Source organism: Koromonas soli, assembly GCF_059726265.1.
Genome location: NZ_AP040872.1, coordinates 1,779,924 through 1,800,995 on the forward strand (window position 1 = coordinate 1,779,924; position 21,072 = coordinate 1,800,995).

The window sequence follows — 21,072 nt, forward strand, 5'->3', positions numbered from 1 at the left end:
AGCTAGAATCGGCACTTTCGCAGCACACTCCCAGCGAGTTTGCGATCGTACACACCAGAGCTAAGCACAACCTCTCCGTTGATGAGCACATGCTCGATTCCGGAGGGAGACTGCACGGGATCGACGAAGGTACCTCTATCAAGCACCGTTTCGGGATTGAACACCACGATGTCGGCGTAGAAGCCCTGCTTGAGCAAGCCCCGGCTGGTGTAACCGAAGACCTCAGCAGGCTTTGAAGTCATCTTTCGAACAGCGTCTTCCAATGTAAGAGCCTGCTGCTCGCGAGCGTACTTGCCGAGCACGCGTGGAAACGAGCCAAAGACGCGAGGATGAGGCCTACCTCCGAGAAGACCGTCGGTGCAGACGTTTTGCTCAGGGCGGGTGAGAAAGCGGACGACGTGCTCTTCGAGTCCGTAGAAATCCACCATACCTACTGCGTTCTCTTCAGCTAGGAGAAGATCGAATGTTGCGTCATAGGCGTTCTTGCCTCGAAGCTCGCCAATCTCGAGAAGATTCTTGCCGATAACGTCCTGATTTGCTTTGGTCTTCACACTGGTAACAAATATCTGGTCTAATCCGGCGAAGTCCACGAAGTTGTCCCAGCCGGGAATTCCCTGCTCCATGTCGTGAACCATCCGGTTACGTTGCTCAGGGTCGCGCAGACGCTCGAGCAGTCTGTCTGTGCCTCCATCGTGAGCCCATGGCGGCAGTATGACGCCGAGCATGGTGCTTCCAGCGACGTAGGGATACTGATCAAACGAGACGCGGATGCCTTCTTCTGTAGCGCGGTCGAGCAGCGCCAGAACCTGATCGATGAGACCCCAATTCTTGCGCCCGCATACCTTGAAGTGCGAGAAGTGAACTTTGACTCCGGAACGGCGTCCGATTTCAAGGACTTCCTCCATGGAGGCGAGAATTGTGTCGGCCTCGCTGCGCTGATGCACAACGAATGCGCCATCGTATTCGGCAACGACCTTGCATAGCTCGATCAGCTCGGCTGTTTCAGCATAGGCGCAGGGCATGTAGATGAGGCCGGTGGAAAGGCCGAAAGCACCGGTCTCCATCTCGCGGCGGGTGATGTCCTGCATGTACCGCAGTTCCTCTGCTGTGGGCGACCGGTTGTTGAGCCCCATGGCCTCCATGCGCACGTTGCCGTGCGGAATGAGATAGCTTTCGTTGAGGCCTACGCCTTTTGTTTCGAGAGCGCGCAGGTAACCGTCCGTCGTCTCGTAATCCCAGTCGATTTCATCACTGACACCGTCGAGCCCGGCAAGGTTCTTGCGCCATGGAGAGATGTAGCGCAGGGGTAACGGCGCCATGGAAATGCCGTCCTGCCCGAGCAGCTCCGTCGTGACGCCTTGTCGAATCTTTGCCTCGACGTAGGGATTGACCATGACCTGCAGATCGGAATGGCTGTGCGTATCGATGAATCCAGGCGCGACGATGAGCCGGCCAGCATCGATAACACTATCGAATTTACCGGAATCGATGTTGCCGATATGCGAGATGCGATCGTCGTCGACAACAAGGTCTGCCGCATATCGCGACGCTCCGGAACCATCGATGATGGAGCCATTCCTGATCAGAATCTTCATCGCTAACCCTTGTGATACACGGACCGCAAGATGCCGTAGTATCCCGCAGTTGCTCTTAAAAGCTGGTCGATTTCGATGTACTCGTCGATGGTGTGCGCGAGATTCTCGCGCGAGGGGCCGAAGCCAATGGTGCGGATGCCGGCTTCGCCAGCGTAGTGGCTGCCATTGGTGCAGAACGAGTATTGCGTGACTTCGGGATGGAGTCCTGCACGTTGCAGTCCGGTCAAAACAGCTTGAACAAACTCGTCGTGCTTGTCGAAAACCCAGCCAGGGAAGAATCGCTCTCCACCAATTTCGTTGCCGGTGTAGCAGCGCTGCACATCAGAAGCGAAGCTTACCTTCGCTTCGAACTGCGGATCCTTGGCTTTCATCTCACGAATAAGCGCGATGAGCGGCGCGAGAACCGATTCCTTTGTTTCGCCGACTAACAGGCGACGGTCGTAGGTGGCGCGGCAGTAGTCGGGAACGACAGAAGCTCCAGGATAAGGCGACGACTTGATATCAGTTAGTTCGAGAATGCCGAGTCCGAGGACAGGATGAGTGGGAGCCTGCAACTTTGCAATCTCGCGGATCAGTTCGGCCATTTTGTAAACGGCATTGATGCCCTTGTGCGGATTGGCAGAGTGCGCTGGCTTGCCGAAGGTTTCGACAATAATCTCGGCGCGGCCGCGTTGTCCGCGCTTGAGATTCAACTCGGACGCCTCTCCGATGATGACGTAGTCGGGCTTGATGCGCTCGCTTATCTTGCGCGCGGCGATGCCCTCGAAGCACTCCTCGTGCACGACTCCCGAAACGTAGATCTCACCTGCGAAGTCCTTCGCGGTATCTGCGGCGAAAAAGGCTGAGGCTGCAATCATGGTCGCGACCGCGCCCTTCATGTCCGAGGTGCCGCGTCCGTAGATCTTGCCGTCCTCGATTTCTCCGCCGTATGGTTTGTGCTTCCATTTGGATTCGTCGGGCACAGGAACGGTGTCGATGTGGCCGTCTAGAAGAATGATCTTGCCGGGGCGGGATCCCTTAATGCGTCCGAGGACGTTTCCGTAGTCGTCCACAATAGCCTCGTCGTAGCCAAGCTCCTGAAAGGCCTGCTTCATGCGTGCAACGACGCCGTCTTCTTGTCCTGAGTAGCTCTGTTTTTGAATGAGGGCCTGGCACAAGCCAATGACCTGTTGCTCCCGCTCTGGTGTCAACATTGAATGCGATGTCCTTCTATCGAGGATTCTAGTTTTGTCTGGCTTGCGCCTGTTTTGCGCGAAGCTCTTTGCGTGCGGCGCGATCAGCGCTGTATGGAGTTTCCTGCAACGGAAGACTGGTGCGCAGCTTCTTGTCGCGCAGGTAGTAGGCGCAGGCTACTGCGGGAGGCGTGGCGACACACACAATCTCGCCCATGCCCTTCGCACCATAAGCCAGCTCCGAAGGATTCTTCTCGATGATGATGCTCTCAATTTCAGGTACGTCAATAGAACGGAACAGTCCGAGTTCCGACATCTTGCCGTCGGGCACGCCTTGATCGAGTGCGTACTCTTCAGTCAATGCGTATCCCAAGCCCATGACGACTCCTCCTTCAATCTGGCCTTCGACGCCGTTGAGATTGATGGCTTTGCCGACATCGTGAGCAGCAATGACCTTCTTTACTCTGCCCTGCTCGTCCAGTAGCACGACTTGCGTTGCGTAAGCATAAGCAACGTGCGACATGCGATGAGGCTTGTCGGAGGTCATCGGATCGGTAATGGCGTGGTACTCGGCGTAATATTCGCGGCCTTCCAACTCGGCTAGCGAGTGCTGTTCGAGATCGTTGCAGAGATCGACTGCGGCGCGACGTGCGGCTTCTCCGGTGACAAGCGTCTGGCGCGACGCGGTGCTGGTGCCACTGTCGGGCGTGATGGCCGTATCAGGCGTATGCACACTGATTGCTGACTTTGGCAGGCCAGTGGCTTCGGCCACAATCTGAAGGCATACGGTGGCAATGCCCTGCCCCATGCAGGCAGCGCTGGTGCAGATGAGGACACCACCATTCTGCACTTTCAGCTTCACTCGGCCGACGTCTTTCACGCCCACACCCTTACCGCTGTTCTTGAACGCACAGGAGATGCCTGCGTCGGGGTGCGCATCGATGAAAGGCTTCACCGCGTTCAACGTTTCCTTCAACGCTGTTCCGGCATCGGCAATCTGTCCGTTGGAGAGCACAGCGCCGGGCTCGACTGCGTTGCGGAAACGAATCTCCCACGGGGTGATGCCGACTTTCTCTGCCAGCAAATTCAGGTTGCTCTCCATAGCAAAGCAGGTCTGCATAACTCCGAATCCGCGGAACGCGCCCGAAGGCGGATTGTTGGTGTAATAGGCGCGGCCATCAATATCGACGTTCTCGACTTGATATGGCCCGGCGGCGTGGGTGCAGGCGCGCTGCAGGACTGGGCCTCCAAGAGAGGCATAGGCGCCGGTGTCGGCGAGGAGGCGAACCTTGACCGCCAGCAACTTGCCATTCTCGTCGCACGCTGCTGTGCAATCCATCTCCATGGGATGACGCTTGGGATGAACAGCAAGGCTTTCGGCACGGCTCAATTTGAGCTTCACCGGACGTTTGCTATGCCAGGCGAGCAACGCTGCATGATGTTGCACGGCAAGATCCTCTTTTCCGCCGAAGCCGCCACCAACATACTTGCTGATGACGCGAACCTTTTCACCAGCAATGCCGAGCATTTGCACTATGCCTTCGTGCTCGTCGTAAATGCTCTGGCCGCCGGTGTAAACCGTCAGCGATCCGCACTCACCGGGAATAGCCAACGCACTCTCAGGCTCAAGAAATGCGTGCTCCTGATGTGGTGTTGAGTAATGCTGCGTCACAACGTGCGCAGCCGACGAGATGGCAGCATCCACATCTCCACGCTTCATGACGGTCTGCGAGAGTAGATTGCCTTTGGGATGAAGGCTTGGAGCGTCGTCAGCCATTGCCGCCTCGATAGTCACGACGGGCGGGAGTTCTTCGTACTCTACGCGAATGAGATCGAGTGCCTCGCGCGCGAGTTCCTTTGAGGTGGCGGCAAGCACTACGAGTGCATCGCCGACGTAGCGGGTCTCTTCGCCCTCGGCGATCATCACCGGCCAGTCATGCACGATGTGGCCGATGAGTCGCTCGCCGGGAACATCCTTGGCCGTGAGCACGACCTCAACGCCTGGACAGGCCTGCGCGGCGGAGATGTCAATCTTCTTCACCAGTGCGCGAGGATAACGTGCACGGAGGACGGCACCATACAACATTCCCGGAACTTTGAGATCGTCAACGAACTCGCCGGTACCTAAGACTTTTTCTTTCGCGTCGGGTCTTGCCACACGTGAGCCGATTCGCGCGTTTTCTTCGACGACTAGCGGACCGCCATCGCGGAAGGCCTGCGCTGCCATGTGAATTGCGCGCTCGATTTTTATGTATCCGGTGCAGCGGCAGAGATTGTCCTCGATGGCCTTCTTCACATCGAGATCGGACGGTGAAAGATTACGATCAAGCAGGCCCTTAGCGCTCATCACCATGCCGGGAATACAGAAACCACATTGCACGGCGCCAGCTTCACTGAACGCCCATGAATAGACGTCTTTCTCGCGAGGAGAGAGGCCTTCGACCGTGGTCACGGTCTTCCCTTGCAGCTTGGAAATTTTCAATCGGCAAGCACGCCAGGTCTTACCGTTCACCAGCACGGTACAACTGCCGCAGGTTCCCTCGGCGCATCCGTTCTTTACCGACATCATGCGTGCGTCTTCGCGCAGGTATTCCAGCAGATTCTTGTCGGACTCTACCGTTACGAGCTCATTATTCAACGTGAACTGGAACACTGGGTTGACTCCTTTGCAACATGGGGCTGCCGCTTGAGATACCTGCCCTGCGGGGTGCTCGATAAAACCCTGTCTGTGACGATCTGGGTTCCGCGTAGAAAGACATGGCGCGCAATTCCCTGCTGGCGGAAACCTTCGTAGAGGTTGTAATCGACTCGCTGAATCTGCGTCTGAGATGAAATGACGGATTGCGCAGTCGGATCCCATACAACTACGTCAGCATCGCTGCCCGGAGCGATGACGCCTTTACGCGGATAGAGACCAAACAGTTTTGCGGCGTTGGTCGATGTTGCGGCGACAAATTGATGTATGTCGATCTTCCCCGCGACAACACCGTAGGTGTAGAGCAGTCCTAAGCGGTTCTCTACTCCGGGGCCGCCATTTGGGATGCGGGAGAAGTCGTCGCGTCCAAATTCCTTCTGCCCGGCAAGGTTGAAGGAGCAATGATCGGAGCCGACGGTGAACAGGTCGCCCGAGTGCAGTCCATCCCACAGTTGCTCTTGATTCTCGACCGAGCGCAACGGAGGTGACATGACGTACTTAGCCGCGCCGAAGTCTGAAGCATCGTAACGGGAGTCATCCAGGAGAAGATACTGCGGGCATGTTTCGCCGTAGATCGAAAGCCCACGCGCGCGGGCTGCCGCGATTGCTGCAAGCCCCTCGCCGGAACTTACGTGCACGACATACAACGGGGCACCCGCGATCTCTGCCAGGGCGATAGCGCGGTGAACTGCCTCACGCTCGATGGCCACAGGACGAGTGAGTGCGTGATATCTCGGCGCGGTGTGCCCTTGTGCCTTGGCCTGCTGCACGAGAACGTCGATGACGTCGCCGTTCTCGGCGTGCACGCAAACGAGAATGCCGAGTTCTCGCGCTCTCTGCAACGTACGCAGCAATGCGCCGTCGTCCACCTGCAGCACACGCTTGTAGGCCATGTAGAGCTTGACCGAGGTGACGCCTCCACGGGCAACGATGGATGCGAGTTCGTCCAACACGGCTTCGTTCAGATCGCTGATAGCGATATGGAAGCCGTAATCGATGTAACTCTTGGAATCAGCTTTCGCGTGCCAATTAGCGAGGGCTTCGCTGAGTGTTTCGCCGCGATTCTGCGTCGCGAAATCAATAACGGTTGTCGTGCCGCCAATGGCGGCAGCACGCGTTCCGCTGTCAAAATCATCGGCTGTGACCGTGGAGCCAACGTCCAAGTCGAAGTGCGTGTGAGGATCGATTCCGCCGGGAAACAGATAGCAGCCGGTCGCGTTCACGTACGCATCGCCAGGCCGGAGAAGATTCACACCTATCGATGCAATCTTCTCCCCCTCAATGCGCACGTCAACCTTGGAGTTACCGGTCGCGTTCACAACCGTTCCGCCTGTCAGCACAGTCGCCAATGGACGTTGACCCCTTCTGTTCAGCTACGGCTAGACTGTTTTTGCGAGAGCCCGGGACGCAGCGATTTTCTCGTTGTAAGTGGGCACTTTCGCATATTGCGCATCCCAGAAATCCATCGTGCGCATCGAGTCCAGAAACTCCTTGGTGTAACCGAACTTGATCCAGTCGGCTTCCTTCTGCTGGAAGAGTTGCTCCTTCACGCTCGCCTTACGGAAGTCGAACACATGCTCATCAGTCGCGCCGAGGAAGATGTCGCTTGTCCAGCGATCAAGGACGACGGGCGCCAGTTCGAGATAGCGGCTGTTCATTTCTTCTAAAACAGAGTTGTAGCGATCGAAGCCATCGGTGGCAACGGTAACGACGTTGTCTCCGGGGCCAAGGCGGAGGTGCTTGGCGAGCTTGATTGCGCCGAGGACGTTGCAGACTCCCGAGGGGCCGAACCATTCGCGAATGCTCAGTGCGAAATCGCGGTCAACGCCGAGCTTTACCAGAGACTCGGTGCCGTCGTGGATGATCTTCACACCTTGCACGGTCTCTTCGTCGTTGACCAAGATGACGAAGTCAGTGTTGAGCACATTGTGAATCAGTGTGCACATCTTGTCGCCGATGCCTTCGATGCGATGCTGGCCCCGGCCGCCATTGGCAAGCGTGGAGCATTCATACGGCTCAAGAGCGGCGATCTTCGCTTCAGGGAATGCCGACTTGATCTGGTCGCCGGCGGCGAGCGTACCTGCCGAGCCCGGAGCAGACGTGAAGCCAGCGATGCGGCCATTGCCGACGCCCTTCACAGCCTCAATGGCGCTGTTGCCCGTGACATGGCGGTGGAAGCGATAGTTCGGAAAGAGTTCAAACTGCGCCAGAGCCTTGTTCTTCGGATTCTGCATCAGCTCGCGAGTCTTCTCGAGCGTGAGGATCACGTCGGATTCTGAGCCGGGAGTGAGTTCGAGTTCTCCGCCGTACTTCTGAATGCGGGCGTAGCGCTCTTTGCTCATGTTGTCAGGCATGATGACGATGGCGCGGAAGCCGAGCAGTTTCGAAATGTAAGCGGTACCGATACCGAAGTTTCCAGTCGATGGCCCAAGGATGGTGTGCTCGCCCGGAACGATTTCGCCATCGACCAGACCTTCGATTAGCGTGCTGTAGGCGGGTCCGACTTTGTGAGAGCCCGAGGGAAATCCGCAGCCCAGCATCACGACTACGTTCGCGTCGATTCCGGTCATTGCAGGAGGCAGCACAACCTTGCGGACCTGGTTGGTCGCGTCCTTCCAGGTTATGTTGAACAGGTTGATCGGATTTAGCTCATCCTGCTTCAACGCGGCCAGTGCCTTTGCACGTACTTCTTTGTCGAGAAGCCCGGGGTTGAGCATCTCGTCGTAGTTGGGGCCAAACGGAATCTTCGCCATCTTCAACTTTTCTCCACTTCTTATTGTGCGCGAACTGATCAGCTTACGGTGACTTCTACTGCCCTGCGAATCGCTTCCATGTCAGGCGCGACCGAGATCGGACGTCCAGCGGCGCGGATGGCACTCTGAATGTCCTTGAGGCCGTTTCCGGTGACGATGATAGCGACAGATTCCGAGCGGTCGATAATGCCTGATTCTACAGCTTTCCTCACACCTGCGGCGCCAGTAACGCCGGCAGGTTCGCCAAAAACTCCAGCCTTGCGTGCCAGCAGGGGAATGGACTCGAGGATGTGTTCATCGCTGACGGCGACGAATGCGCCGCCAGATTCGGTGACGGCACGCATGCCCTTCGCGAAGTTGCGCGGATGACCGACAGCGATAGAGTCGGCAACAGTGTTGCCGTCGCACGGGATGAGGTCGGTGCCTTCTTTCCATGCGGAGAGAAACGGCTTGCAGCCCTCCGCCTGCACACCAAGAATGCGGGGCAGCTGCGGGATAAAACCGAGTGTGTGCATCTCGCGCAAGCCTTTCCAGACGCCGCCGATCGTGCAACCGTCGCCGACGGAAACCACGACCCAATCGGGGAAGCTGCCGGGTGTGAGTGTCGTGAACTGCTCGGCCAACTCAAGCGATACGGTTTTCTTGCCTTCGATGAGGTATGGATTGATCGCACAGTTTCGGTTGTACCATCCGAACTCAGCTGCGGCCTGCATACACAGTTCCCATGCTTCGTCATAACTTCCCTGCACCGAAAAGACCTGCGCACCGAAGACGAGTAACTGCGCGACCTTTGCCTCAGGCGCGCGCGCAGGAACGAAGATGGAAGCCTGCAGTCCGGCGGCAGCAGAGAAACCCGCAAGCGAAGAAGCAGCATTGCCGGTCGAGGCACATGTAATATGCGATGCGTTCTGCTCAAGTGCCTTCACAACGCCCATGGCACTGGCGCGATCCTTGAACGATGCGGTGGGATTGCGTCCCTCATCCTTTACCCAGCAGGTCTGCACGCCTAGTTCAGAGGCAAGTCGCGGTGCCGAGTAAAGAGGCGTCCAGCCGACTTGCAGATGCGGAATGAGTGAGGGATCGGCTACAGGCAACAGCGGGAGGTAGCGCCACATGGAGCGATCGGGATTGTGCGAGAGCGAGTCCGGATTTAGTTCCTTCCGGATCGCATCGTAGTCATACACAACATCCAGGATGCCGTCGTGGTAACCACAATCGAGACAGTAATACGCGACTTCATTCGTCTTGTATTCGCGGCCGCAGTGAACACAGCGAAGGCCAGTGAAATAACTCATCGATTTCTCATTCCATGCGGCGCAGCCGCGCTACTGTCCCATGCTGAGAGCGAGCTTCTTGCAACGCGAAACGCACAAGCCGCAGACGAAACATTTATCTTTGTCGATGTTTAGGACGCCGCCATCTTTGAGGCTTCCCTCGTGCGAAATCGCACCATAGGGGCAGCTCGTTTCGCAGACGCCACAAAGGACGCATTTCTCCATCGCAACTTCTGGTGCGTGCAGGCCCGCGAGGTCGCGCTCGGCCATCTTGCGAATCGTAAGGCCTTTGATGTCATCGACGGAAGCGTAGCCATGCTGATCGAGCCAGGTGTTCAGCTCGCGTGCGATCTTTCCATACACGGTGGGACCGCGCAGAATGGCCTCGGTACAAACTTGTACGGCCGAAGCGCCTGCCATGAACATCTCGACAACATCGCGGCCGTTGCTGACGCCGCCTACGCCGAAGATAGGGATCTTTACCGCCCGCGCAGCGTCATACACGCACCGCAATGCCAGCGGCTTGATGGCCGCGCCGGAAAGCCAGCCGAATCCCTCTTTGCTCCCCATCAGAGGCAGTCCGGTTTCGAGATCGATGCTGAGACACGGGCCGAAGGAGTTGATCATCACCAGTCCGTCGGCACCAGCCTGCTCGACGGCTTTGGCGATCTCCTGAATGTTGGGGTGCGGGCTCATCTTCATGAACACCGGAACGTCCACCGCATCTTTTGCAGCGCGCAGCGCGTCGATGATCGGCGAGATGTCATTGCCAACGTAATGCGTCGAGAGTTCCAGGGCATCTGCGTAGGGCCGGACCATGGGAGCCAGTTCGCGGATCTGGTCGGCTGTGTAGCCAAGGCCGACGATTACCGGGAGTCCGGTGGCGCGAACGAGATCGTATTCCTTCTCGATCCACTGCTCTTTAGAAAGCTCAGACCAAAGCTCCGTGTTGAGAAAGCCTCCGCGAATCTCTGCCATGCACGGATGCGGAACTACGGCAGGGTTCACCGAAATGGTCTTTGTCACAAGTCCGCCGGCACCGCCTCTGGCTGCGGCCTGGCAGATTTCACCGTCCTTGGTAGGGGGTCCCGCGGCGGGCAGTACCGGATTGGCAAACTCGATACCGCAAATCTTTACACTCAGATTAGCCATTGCACTTCCAGTTCTTCAGAGATACCAAGCTTTGAGCGCACTTGAGGCATGCAGCGTAACTGGCGTGCTGCAAATGCAATCAACTGCGATAAGAATCGATCTAACAGCTTTCCAGAGTAAGGCGTGGAGCGATTTTCATCGAGCCTGATCGAGCATGCAGTGATGCAAATCACAAACGCCCTTAACCCTGATCATCTTTATCTATAGTGGTAATCAGTTCTTACTATATGGAACACCCGATAGAAACACCTCAGGTAAATGTTAGAATTCGGCAACACTGGAGACAATCTGAATGCTGTTGGTCGGAAACGGGCGGCTAATCACCCATGACGAGCGCCTGCCTCTTGTCGAAGACGGGTGCATCGCCATCCAGGACGGGCTGATTGAGGACCTCGGCTCGACGCAGGAGCTTCGCAGCCGTTATGCTGACGCAAAATTTCTGGATGCGGGCGGCAAGGTCATCATGCCCGGCATGATCAACACGCACATGCACCTCTACAGCACCTTCGCGCGTGGAATGGCGCTGAAAGACGATGCCCCAGGGAACTTTCTGCAGATACTCGAGCGTCTGTGGTGGCGGCTGGATAAAGTTCTGACGCTTGAAGATGTTTACTACAGCGCGATGGTGCCACTGATTGACTGCATCAAAAATGGCACAACCACCATCTTTGACCACCACTCCAGCCCCGGTGCCGTGAGAGGCAGTCTCTTCCGAATAGCAGAAGCCGCTGCCCAGGCCGGAGTGCGAAGCTGCCTTGCCTACGAAGTTTCCGACCGCGATGGCGAGGACGTGGCGAAGGAGAGTATTGAGGAGAATCTCGACTTTCTGAGGCACTCCAAAAGTGCCGAGAGTGCAACGCTGCGCGGAATGTTTGGACTGCATGCATCCTTCACCTTGAGTGACGAGACACTGGAGCGCTGCGCAGAAGCAGCAGCAGAACTCGATGCAGGGATGCACGTTCATACCGCCGAGGGGCCGGAGGACCTAGAGCAATGCAAACACGAGCATGGAAAGCGAATCGTTGATCGATTTGCGCAGTTCGGGATTTTGGGCGAAAACACGATCGCGGCGCACTGTGTTCACGTGGATGATCGCGAGATAGAGCTGCTGAAATCCAGTCATACGAACGTGGTACACAATCCCGAGTCAAACATGGGCAATGCCGTGGGCTGCGCTCCTGTGCTCGACATGATGAGCCGAGGCGTGCGAGTGGGCTTGGGGACGGATGGCTATACCTGCGACATGTTCGAATCGCTGAAGGTTGCTAATGTCCTTCACAAGCACCAGAAGCGCAATCCCAGCGTGGGATGGGCTGAGCCGCCGAAAATGCTCTTCCGCGAGAACGCCGCCATTGCCAGCGATTGTTTTGGAGGCACGGTGGGCAAGCTGGTTCCTGGTGCACACGCCGATGTCATCGTCGTTGACTACGATCCACCGACTCCGATGTGCGCAGGTAACGTGAACAGTCACTTTCTGTTTGGCATGTCGGGACGCGCGGTGGACACCACCATTGTGGCCGGGAAAGTTCTGATGCAGAACCGAAAGCTCGTCATGCTGGACGAAGACGAGATCATGGCCAAGGCACGCTGCTGTGCCACTAAGCTGTGGCAGCGTTTTTAGAAACGGCTGAGCACAGTCCCCTATTTTTTTACACCTGAGTATTCCTCTGAAGGAGTCTAACTTGGCAACACAAACTGAACCTGCTACGCGGCAATCGGCGGCGACTCCCAAGCTCGATCCCGCAAACATGCGAGAGACCATCCAGGTCGACCAGAAAGTGCCTCTGCTCAAGGGTATTCCGCTGAGCTTGCAACATCTGTTTGCGATGTTCGGGGCCTCCGTTCTGGTGCCTATCCTGTTCAATCAGGCAGCGGGAACGACGGTAATCGATCCGGCGCTCGTGCTGATGATGAATGGAATTGGAACTCTCATTTACACATTCGTCTGTCGCGGCAAAGCTCCCGCGTTCCTCGGATCCAGCTTCGCTTTCATTGCACCAACCATCACTTGCATCACTTTGGCAAAGACACCCGGAGCTGGATTCCAGCACGCTCTCGGTGGATTCGTCGCCGCAGGCCTGATCTTCGCGCTGGTTTCGCTCATTATCCGTTTTGCTGGCCGTGAGTGGCTTGACGTCGTACTTCCTCCCGCAGCAATGGGCCCTATCGTCGCGCTGATTGGACTGGAACTCGCTCCTGTGGCGACCGATATGGCATTTCACAAGGGCTCGGCCATTAGCGGAACCGCTACACTGATTTCGCTATTCACGCTGGCCGTGGTCGTGATCGGGTCGCTGATCTTCCGAGGATTCTTCGCAGCGATTCCTGTGCTGATCGGCGTCATCGCGGGATATGCGATGGCAGTGGTCGTCAACATCTTCGTACCGGGGACGATGGACTTTTCACCGCTGCACGGAGCGTCGGTGTTTGCCGTTCCTCATTTTGTCGTGCCGGTATTCGACTGGCCTTCGATCCTGATCATTATGCCCGCGGCGCTGGTCGTCATCTCCGAGCACATCGGACACCTTTATGTGACGAGCAACATTGTCGGACGCGATCTACTTAAGGTTCCCGGCCTGCACAACTCATTGCTGGGTGACGGCCTCTCGACGATGCTCTCAGGATTCACCGGATCATGCCCGACCACGACGTATGGCGAGAATATGGGAGTCATGGCTCTCACTCGGGTTTACTCAGTGTGGGTGATCGGCGGTGCAGGCGTCATCTCGATTGTGATCGCCTTTTTCGGCAAGGTAAGCGGAGCGATTCGCACGATTCCCGTCCCTGTAATTGGGGGCGTGAGCATGATGCTCTTTGGTGTGATTGCCGCTTCCGGTCTGCGCATGCTGATCGAAGCCAAGGTGGATTATTCGCGCAGTAGAAACCTGCTGCTCTCTGCGATCATCCTGGTGGTCGGCATCTCCGGCGTGTCATTCAAGATTGGACAGACGCAACTCAAAGGCATGGTGCTGGCGACCATCGTTGGCATGCTGCTGAGCCTGTTTTTCTTCATCCTCGAAAAGGCAGGACTGACCGCGGAAGACTCCAGCGTATTTAGCGAAGAAGAGTAATTCCTTTCGATTCACTCCGCGCCGCTCAAATCAATAGCATCTGCGGCGCGGAGTATCATTGACCCATCCGTGAATACCAGCATTTTTGAAATCTTCAAGATCGGCATTGGCCCATCAAGTTCGCATACCGTTGGACCGATGCGGGCGGCACATGCATTCGTCGCTGAACTTCAGAATCGCGGCAAGGTGGAATCTATTGCTCGCATCTGCGTGGAACTGTTTGGCTCCCTTGCTCTGACCGGAAAAGGCCACGCGACGGATCGCGCGGTGACCCTTGGCTTGCTCGGACTACTGCCAGACAGCGTTGATCCTGAAGGCATTGACGCTCATCTTGTGCGTGTATGCGACACGGGCAGGCTTGAGGTGTGTGGAACTCACACGATCGAGTTCGATCTGGACCGCGACATCATCTTTCGCAAGGAGGATGCGCTTCCTGCCCACCCGAACGGAATGCGATTTTCAGCATTCGAATCGAAAGGAAGAATCGTTGGCAGCACAATCTACTACTCCATCGGAGGCGGGTTCATTCTCAAAGAGAGCGAAGAGCTTGCTGGAACAAGTCGTAGCCCTGTTCCCTTTCCATTCTCAAGCGCCGCTGAACTGCTGAGCATCGGGCAGAGCCGTTCGATGGCGATTTGGGAGATAGCACTCGCGAATGAGAAGGCTTGGCGTAGCGCTCCGGAAATTAGCGGCGGACTCGAACATATCTGGAGTGTTATGCAACAGTGCATCGAGCGCGGCATGCGGACGGAGGGCATTCTGCCGGGAGGCCTGAAGGTGAGGCGGCGTGCTCCAAGTTTGTACAAGAAGCTGGGTGCCAACTCGCGTCACGATTCGCTCGCTGCACTGGATTGGGTGACCGCCTACGCGATGGCCGTGAATGAAGAGAACGCTGCCGGGGGACGAATTGTCACGGCCCCCACGAATGGCGCTGCTGGAATTATTCCAGCAGTGGGACAGTACTATCTCACTTTCACACGTAGCGCCTCGGAGGAAGGCATTCTGCGCTATCTGCTTACGGCCGGGGCAATCGGCATTCTATATAAGGAGAACGCTTCCATTTCAGGTGCGGAAGTCGGATGCCAGGGCGAAGTGGGCGTGGCTTGCTCAATGGCTGCTGGAGGGCTTGCTGCGGCACTGGGAGGGGACAATCGCCAAGTGGAGTATGCCGCAGAGATTGGCATGGAGCACAACCTTGGAATGACATGCGATCCCATAGCCGGACTAGTGCAGATTCCTTGCATTGAACGGAACGCGATGGGAGCGGTGAAGGCGATCAGCGCATGCCGAATGGCGATGAACGAAACGGGAGAACACAAGGTTTCGCTCGATCAGGTGATCGAAACCATGTATCGCACCGGATTGGACATGCAGATGCGCTACAAGGAAACGTCACTCGGCGGCCTGGCGCTCAACACGATCGAGTGCTGAAGCGCCTACTGTGCTGAAGTGGCCTTTGCCACTGGGACCGGAGCGCGGCTGGCAATGCCCGGAATACTCACCGGAAGATGCCCGCGCGCCGGCATCTCGCCGAACAAGAATTTCGCCGCACTCACCTCGGATACCGGCACATTGGAGTACGTGCAAACGTAATTCTGAATCGCCGGATACTGCGCAATCAGATATGGACTTCCCATGGCGACGACTACCATCTTGTCTGCCGCTGCCTTAATAACGTTGGACAATATCGTGGAAGAACTCTGGGCTAGTGAAGGCTCGCCTCCCGCATTGCGGCCTGCCGAAGGCGTAACATACACGGCGGCTACGATGCGTTCCGCATTCACTGCTGCTTCCAGAACGTGTGGAGCCAGCACGGGAGCAAGAATGTCGTCCACATAGACGACTCGCACGTCCGGCACACGCGCACGGACCTCGCGAACCAAGGCGCGACCATTCTCGCTGCGCGCATCATCGGTGAAGATCAGCAGCAAAAGCCGGTTCCCTGCCGCAACGCCTGAGTGATAGGTATATTGTGAGTTCGTCGCTGTTCCTCGCGTAAGCGGCAGGACAGGGCGCGAGGGACGTCCCGCTTCGTGGTTCCCCTGGCGAATTACGGTAACGGCGTCATCGGCGGTCTTCTGTGCCAGCAGGACGTTCTCCGGGCGGCTTACCTCGCTGCTCACAGCATTGAGGTCAACGAAGCGATTCTTGTGCAGGCCCAGCGCAGCCTTCGCGCGAAGTATCTTGCCGACCGAATCATCTATACGACTGACAGGAATGTCGCCACGTTTCACGGCCTGGAGTATGCCGTTGTAAGCTCCGTCGAGATCACCTGGAATGAGGATGTAGTCGGCACCGGCCTTGATGGCCTCGACCGCCGCTCGCCCAGCACTCTCCGGCGTGTTGCCGCCGAACATGCGCGTGACTCCGTTCATGTCCATGGCGTCGGTGATAACGATGCCCTTGAACCCAAGCTCATTCTTCAGCAATCGCGAGCTGATGTTGTAAGAGATTGTCGCTACCTTGCCCGGATCCAGATCGAGCGACGGCACGGCGAGGTGGCCGACCATGACGGAATCGACACCCGCGCCAATGGCCGCCCGGAACGGAGCAAGTTCAACCTGCTCGAGTCGCTCGCGCGTGGCGTTGATGCGCGAAACAGCAAGGTGCGAGTCGGTGTCAGTGTCTCCATGGCCGGGGAAATGTTTTGCCGTCGCCATGCCGTGGCCATCGTGGACGCCGTTGATGAACGCCTTCACCATCGCGCTGACTTCTTTCGGATCTTCTCCGAATGCACGCGCATTGATGATGGGATTGTTGGGGTTGGAGTTCACATCGGCATCGGGATAGAAATTCCAGTGCACGCCGATGGCTCGCGCCTCTGCGGCAGATATCCGCCCGAACTGGTAGGCATACTCGGTGCTACCTGTCGCACCGATCGCCATTGCGTGCGGAAATACAGTGCCTCCATGGAAGCGCATTGGCAAGCCGCGTTCGAAATCGGCGGCAAACAACAGCGGCAGATCGCTATCACGCTGGAGTTGATTCGTAAGCGCGGCCGCATCGAGAGGACTTCCCTTGATCAGCAATCCACCATCCATGGGAGACGTGATGCCAAAGGCTCCCAGGTGATAAGCCTTCATTTGATCGCGAAGTTTGGCGTAATCGGGGCCGCCGAAATTCATGAAGTCAACCCGCGCCCAGACCATGAGCAATTGCCCGACCTTCTCCTCGAGCGACATCCTGCGCAACGTCCGCTCAGCCCAGCGCGTGCCAGAGGCATCGGCTTCCGAGGCGGCGGATACATCGTCGTTCGCACTGCGCGCCGGCTTCGGCGTGGCACCTGCGGCCATTCCGATGGTCGCCAGGAGAATAAGACAAATCCAGAATCTATTCCGCATATTGGAAACCATAGCACCTAAAATAGCTTTGGTGACATGCTTCTTCTTCGGCCCAGATACGAATCTGGTCCTCGCTGGGAGATTCGGGTGAAGGTTCGTCGCAAGGTTCTAATATCGGTTCTGATTTTCATAATGGCTGGCGCATTCCCGTCCGGGATCGCGGCGCAGAACGCACGTTCGGGTGGCAGCGCGGCTGATCATGCCTTCGCCAGCGTCGACGAGATCATGAATGGTGCGGTAGCCCGGGGCACGATCCCTGGCGGCGTCGTCCTGGTGGGGCACAACGGTCAGGTGGTTTATCGCAAGGCATTCGGCATGCGCTCGCTTGAACCGGTCCGCGAGCCGATGACGGCGGACACCATATTTGATATCGCATCGTTGACGAAATGCGTTGCGACCGCAACTTCGGTGATGAAACTGGTGCAGGAAGGGCGCGTTCGACTAAACGATCCCGTCGCGACCTATCTGCCTGAGTTCGCCAGAAATGGGAAGGAGAACGTCACCGTAAGGCAACTGCTCACGCATTTCTCGGGACTACGCGAAGATCTCGACCTGGATACTGCCTGGCACGGACGCGAGATGGCTTACCAGATGGTGATGGAGACCCGTCCGATGTTTCCCCCGGGCTCGCGTTTCTTGTATAGCGACATCAACTTCGAGACTCTCGGATTCCTGGTGGAGAAGGTCTCAGGGATGAGCCTCGATCAATACGCGGCTAAAAACATCTTCGCGCCAATCGGGATGCTGGAGACGCGCTACCTGCCTCCGGCGTCATGGCGGGCCCGCATCGCGCCGACCGAATATGACTCGCACCATCAGATGATGCGCGGCTCGGTGCACGATCCAACCGCGAGCAGGATGGGAGGGGTCGCCGGTCACGCCGGTGTGTTCTCGACAGCCGACGATCTCGCACGCTACGCGCAGGACATGCTGACCGGCTTCCACGTGCTGTCGCAGCTTAGCGTGGAAAAGATGTCCACGCCTCAGCAGCCTCCAACGGCATCTGTGCAACGCGGGCTCGGCTGGGATATTGACTCGCCATTCTCCAGCAATCGTGGAGAGTTCTTGCCTGTTGGCTCTTTCGGACACACGGGGTTCACCGGAACATCGATGTGGATCGATCCAGTGACCAACAGCTATGTCATCGTGCTGACCAATGCTGTGCATCCGCGGGGAAACAACTCGGGGATGGTGTCGCTGCGCTCGCGCATTGCGTCTGCTGTGGCGCAGAACTTGCAACTTGCGATTTCGGAAAGCGAAAAGCTGCGGCTGACAAGAATCACCGGTTACAACGAGGCTTTGTCGTCTTCACGACTGATAACCGCCCGTAATGGAACTGTTCGCACTGGTATCGATGTGCTGGAGGCTCAGGGGTTCGCCGAACTTCGCGAGCCCGGTCGCGCCAAAACGCGAATCGCGTTGGTCACGAACCACACGGGGATTGATTCGCATGGCAGCCGCACCATCGACGTGCTAAGCAACGCACCGGGCCTGGAGCTCGCGGCAATTTTTAGCCCCGAACACGGCGTCACTGGAAGCGTGGACACGACGGCAATCTCCGACACGCGAGATGTCAAAACCGGTGTTCCGGTGTACAGCGTTTATGGCGACACGGACGCAAGGCGGCGTCCGTCGCCGACGGTGCTGAACTCGGTCGATGCCATGGTGTACGACATTCAGGACATCGGAGCGAGGTTCTATACCTATGAGACGACTCTGGGGTATTTCCTCGAGGCGGCGGCGAAAACTGGCAAGCGAATCTTCGTCCTCGATCGTCCGAATCCCATTACAGGCGCTTACGTGCAGGGCCCAATCAGCGATTCTGGGCGCGAGAGCTTCACGAATTACGCGCAGATTCCGGTGCGGCATGGCATGACAATCGGCGAGTTGGCACGCTACTACAACGTGGAGAAAAACATCCATGCGCGGCTTACTGTGGTCCCGATGGAAGGTTGGCAGCGTGGCGACTGGCTCGACTCGACAGGTGTCCTCTGGATCAATCCATCGCCCAACATGCGCAGCCTCACCGAGGCTACGTTGTATCCCGGGGTCGGTATCGTGGAGGCAACTAATGTTTCGGTGGGAAGAGGTACGGACACGCCATTCGAGGTTGTTGGAGCACCGTGGATTCAACCAGCGGAACTTGCCAGTTATCTGAATGCGCAGGGCCTCAGCGGGGTTCGCTTCGTTGCCGTCGCATTCACACCGACCGCCGATGTTTACGCACAGAAGAGGTGTGGAGGCGTGAACATCATAGTCACAGACAGGAACGCGCTGGATGCACCGCAGCTTGGAATCGAGATTGCCTCAGCGCTGCACACGCTCTATCCGACACAGTACGACACGACTAAGCTCGACCGATTGATGCTGAACGACGCAACTACGAAAGCAATTCTTGCGGGACAGGATCCGCGGCGCGTGTGGTCCGATTGGCTTGAGGCGATCGAGAGCTTCAGGAAGATTCGTGCGAAGTATCTTCTATATTGAGCTGACGCCACTGGAGGCGACACGACTTGGGACTCAATGCGCTTGATGTCGCGGTAATCATCGTGTACCTGACCTGCGTCACGCTTTTCGGCATGCGCTTCCGCAAGAAGGAACGCACTCTCAAGGGCTACTTCCTCGCGGAAAAGACAATCCCGTGGTGGGCGATTTCTCTTTCGATTGTCGCCGCTGAAACCAGCACCTTGACCATCATCAGCGTGCCGGGAATCGCGTATGAGAAGGACTTCCGCTTTCTCCAACTTGTGTTGGGATACCTTGTGGGCCGCGGAATCATTTGCCTGCTGCTCATACCTCACTATTTCCGCGGAGAGCTCGTAACGGCATATCAGTTGATCGAGCGCCGCTTCGGCCAAAGGCTGCGACTGCTGACGGCGGGGTTGTTCCTGACGACTCGCGCCGCTGCAGAGGGCGTGCGGGTATTTGCAGTGGCGATTGTCGTCGGCGTGGCCCTATCCAATCTTTTCAGCGGATTCAGCGATTTTGGGCGCGATGTTGCGGCCATTGCTATCGTCTCGGTGCTCACGCTCATCTACACGTTTGAGGGCGGAATGGCGGCGGTGATCTGGACCGACGTTGTGCAGTTGGCGGTTTACATCAGCGGAACGCTCGTGGGTTTCTTCACGATATTGCATCTTGTTCCAGGCGGTTGGAGCACGATTCACTCGCTCGGCGCGACGGCAGGCAAGTTCCGTGTTTTCGATTTCTCATGGAATTTCTACGCTACTTACACGTTCTGGTCTGGAGTGATCGGCGGAGCGTTCCTGACCACAGCCAGTCATGGCACAGACCAATTGATTGTGCAGCGGTTGCTCTCCTCGCGCAGCGAACGACAGTCGAAGATCGCATTGTTGAGCAGCGGAGTGATCGTGCTATTTCAGTTCGCGCTATTCCTGCTGATTGGAGCGATGCTGTTCGTGTTCTATAAGCTGTTCCCTCCGGACGTGGCGTTCAGCAGGGCTGACAGGATTTTTCCCACATTCATTGTGACGCGCATGCCGCACGGCATCAGCGGGCTGCTGATCTCGGCGATTCTTGCCGCAGCCATGGCCAATTTGAGCGCTGCCTTGAACTCGCTGTCCTCCACTACCATCGTTGACTTCTACTCGCGCTTGAACCCCGCCGCGACGGAGCAGAGGCGGGTGTTGCTGTCTCGCTTTGTGACTATCTTCTGGGGTGCAGTGCTTTTCGCGCTTGCAATCGTAGCGCGGGGCGGCGGCAAAGTATTGGAAGTTGGATTATCGATCGCATCCGTGGCGTATGGATGCCTGCTCGGAGTGTTTCTGCTGGGTGTGTTGACACGACGCGCATCGGAGAGCGGAGCGATGATCGGTATGCTGTGCGGTTTTGTTTTGAATATTTACATGTGGCAATTTACGAAAGTTCCATTCACCTGGTACGTCGCGCTGGGCAGCATCGTGACATTTGCTATTGGATATGGATGCAGTATCGTTTTGCCGCAAGCGCAGCCGGACGTCGCAAAACCTATGGTGAATTTGGATAGGAGGTAGTCGCTC

The 21,072-nt window shown here is 57.1% G+C and carries 13 protein-coding genes; 5 read left to right on the forward strand and 8 right to left on the reverse strand.

Going from position 1 to position 21,072, the window contains the following annotated elements; translation table 11 throughout:
• Positions 1-2: 2 nt before the first annotated feature.
• The 7 genes from AC6IY8_RS07770 to AC6IY8_RS07800 are packed head-to-tail and all read right to left on the reverse strand — an operon-like array spanning position 3 to position 10,641.
• Positions 3-1,595 carry an N-acyl-D-amino-acid deacylase family protein gene (locus AC6IY8_RS07770; protein ID WP_497778221.1) on the reverse strand — a complete coding sequence of 531 codons (1,593 nt, stop codon included), beginning with the start codon at positions 1,593-1,595 and terminating at the stop codon, positions 3-5.
• 2 nt (positions 1,596-1,597) lie between these two features.
• Positions 1,598-2,788 (reverse strand): YgeY family selenium metabolism-linked hydrolase, encoded by a 1,191-nt coding sequence (locus AC6IY8_RS07775; protein ID WP_497778222.1) that lies wholly within the window; start codon positions 2,786-2,788, stop codon positions 1,598-1,600.
• Between the two features lie 28 nt (positions 2,789-2,816).
• Positions 2,817-5,420, reverse strand: coding sequence for a selenium-dependent xanthine dehydrogenase (gene xdh / locus AC6IY8_RS07780; protein WP_497778223.1), 2,604 nt, complete (start codon positions 5,418-5,420; stop codon positions 2,817-2,819).
• A complete protein-coding gene (gene hydA / locus AC6IY8_RS07785) occupies positions 5,402-6,802 on the reverse strand; it encodes a dihydropyrimidinase (protein ID WP_497778612.1) in 1,401 nt (466 codons plus the stop codon). The genes xdh and hydA overlap by 19 nt, the downstream gene beginning before the upstream one ends.
• A gap of 39 nt (positions 6,803-6,841) precedes the next feature.
• A complete protein-coding gene (locus tag AC6IY8_RS07790; protein ID WP_497778224.1) occupies positions 6,842-8,215 on the reverse strand; it encodes a PLP-dependent cysteine synthase family protein in 1,374 nt (457 codons plus the stop codon).
• A 38-nt stretch (positions 8,216-8,253) separates the two neighbouring features.
• Positions 8,254-9,510: a threonine synthase gene (locus tag AC6IY8_RS07795; RefSeq protein ID WP_497778225.1), complete on the reverse strand. Its 1,257-nt coding sequence runs from the start codon at positions 9,508-9,510 to the stop codon at positions 8,254-8,256.
• 30 nt (positions 9,511-9,540) lie between these two features.
• Positions 9,541-10,641: a 4Fe-4S binding protein gene (locus AC6IY8_RS07800; RefSeq protein WP_497778226.1), complete on the reverse strand. Its 1,101-nt coding sequence runs from the start codon at positions 10,639-10,641 to the stop codon at positions 9,541-9,543.
• Between the two features lie 292 nt (positions 10,642-10,933).
• Here AC6IY8_RS07800 and ssnA point away from each other — a divergent pair, with 292 nt between their 5' ends.
• From ssnA to AC6IY8_RS07815, 3 genes are all read left to right on the forward strand, one after another.
• Positions 10,934-12,262, forward strand: a complete 1,329-nt coding sequence (ssnA, locus tag AC6IY8_RS07805; RefSeq protein WP_497778227.1) for a putative aminohydrolase SsnA — start codon at positions 10,934-10,936, stop codon at positions 12,260-12,262.
• Between the two features lie 61 nt (positions 12,263-12,323).
• Positions 12,324-13,712 (forward strand): uracil permease, encoded by a 1,389-nt coding sequence (gene uraA, locus AC6IY8_RS07810; RefSeq protein ID WP_497778228.1) that lies wholly within the window; start codon positions 12,324-12,326, stop codon positions 13,710-13,712.
• Positions 13,713-13,781: 69 nt separating this feature from the next.
• A complete protein-coding gene (locus AC6IY8_RS07815; protein ID WP_497778229.1) occupies positions 13,782-15,143 on the forward strand; it encodes an L-serine ammonia-lyase in 1,362 nt (453 codons plus the stop codon).
• A gap of 5 nt (positions 15,144-15,148) precedes the next feature.
• Here AC6IY8_RS07815 and AC6IY8_RS07820 read toward each other — a convergent pair whose 3' ends face one another.
• A complete protein-coding gene (locus tag AC6IY8_RS07820) occupies positions 15,149-17,053 on the reverse strand; it encodes a glycoside hydrolase family 3 protein (RefSeq protein WP_497778230.1) in 1,905 nt (634 codons plus the stop codon).
• A gap of 87 nt (positions 17,054-17,140) precedes the next feature.
• Here AC6IY8_RS07820 and AC6IY8_RS07825 point away from each other — a divergent pair, with 87 nt between their 5' ends.
• Complete coding sequence (locus tag AC6IY8_RS07825) at positions 17,141-19,540, forward strand: serine hydrolase (protein WP_497778231.1); 2,400 nt, start codon at positions 17,141-17,143, stop codon at positions 19,538-19,540.
• A 26-nt stretch (positions 19,541-19,566) separates the two neighbouring features.
• A complete protein-coding gene (locus tag AC6IY8_RS07830) occupies positions 19,567-21,066 on the forward strand; it encodes a sodium:solute symporter (protein ID WP_497778232.1) in 1,500 nt (499 codons plus the stop codon).
• Positions 21,067-21,072: the final 6 nt, after the last annotated feature.

Coding starts and splice junctions, on each gene's coding strand:
- ssnA (WP_497778227.1), top strand. CDS start 10,934: ATGCTGTTGGTCGGAAACGGGCGGCTAATCACCCATGACGAGCGCCTG.
- AC6IY8_RS07820 (WP_497778230.1), bottom strand. CDS start 17,053: ATGCGGAATAGATTCTGGATTTGTCTTATTCTCCTGGCGACCATCGGA.
- AC6IY8_RS07800 (WP_497778226.1), bottom strand. CDS start 10,641: ATGGCTAATCTGAGTGTAAAGATTTGCGGTATCGAGTTTGCCAATCCG.
- AC6IY8_RS07775 (WP_497778222.1), bottom strand. CDS start 2,788: ATGTTGACACCAGAGCGGGAGCAACAGGTCATTGGCTTGTGCCAGGCC.
- AC6IY8_RS07790 (WP_497778224.1), bottom strand. CDS start 8,215: ATGGCGAAGATTCCGTTTGGCCCCAACTACGACGAGATGCTCAACCCC.
- AC6IY8_RS07795 (WP_497778225.1), bottom strand. CDS start 9,510: ATGAGTTATTTCACTGGCCTTCGCTGTGTTCACTGCGGCCGCGAATAC.
- AC6IY8_RS07770 (WP_497778221.1), bottom strand. CDS start 1,595: ATGAAGATTCTGATCAGGAATGGCTCCATCATCGATGGTTCCGGAGCG.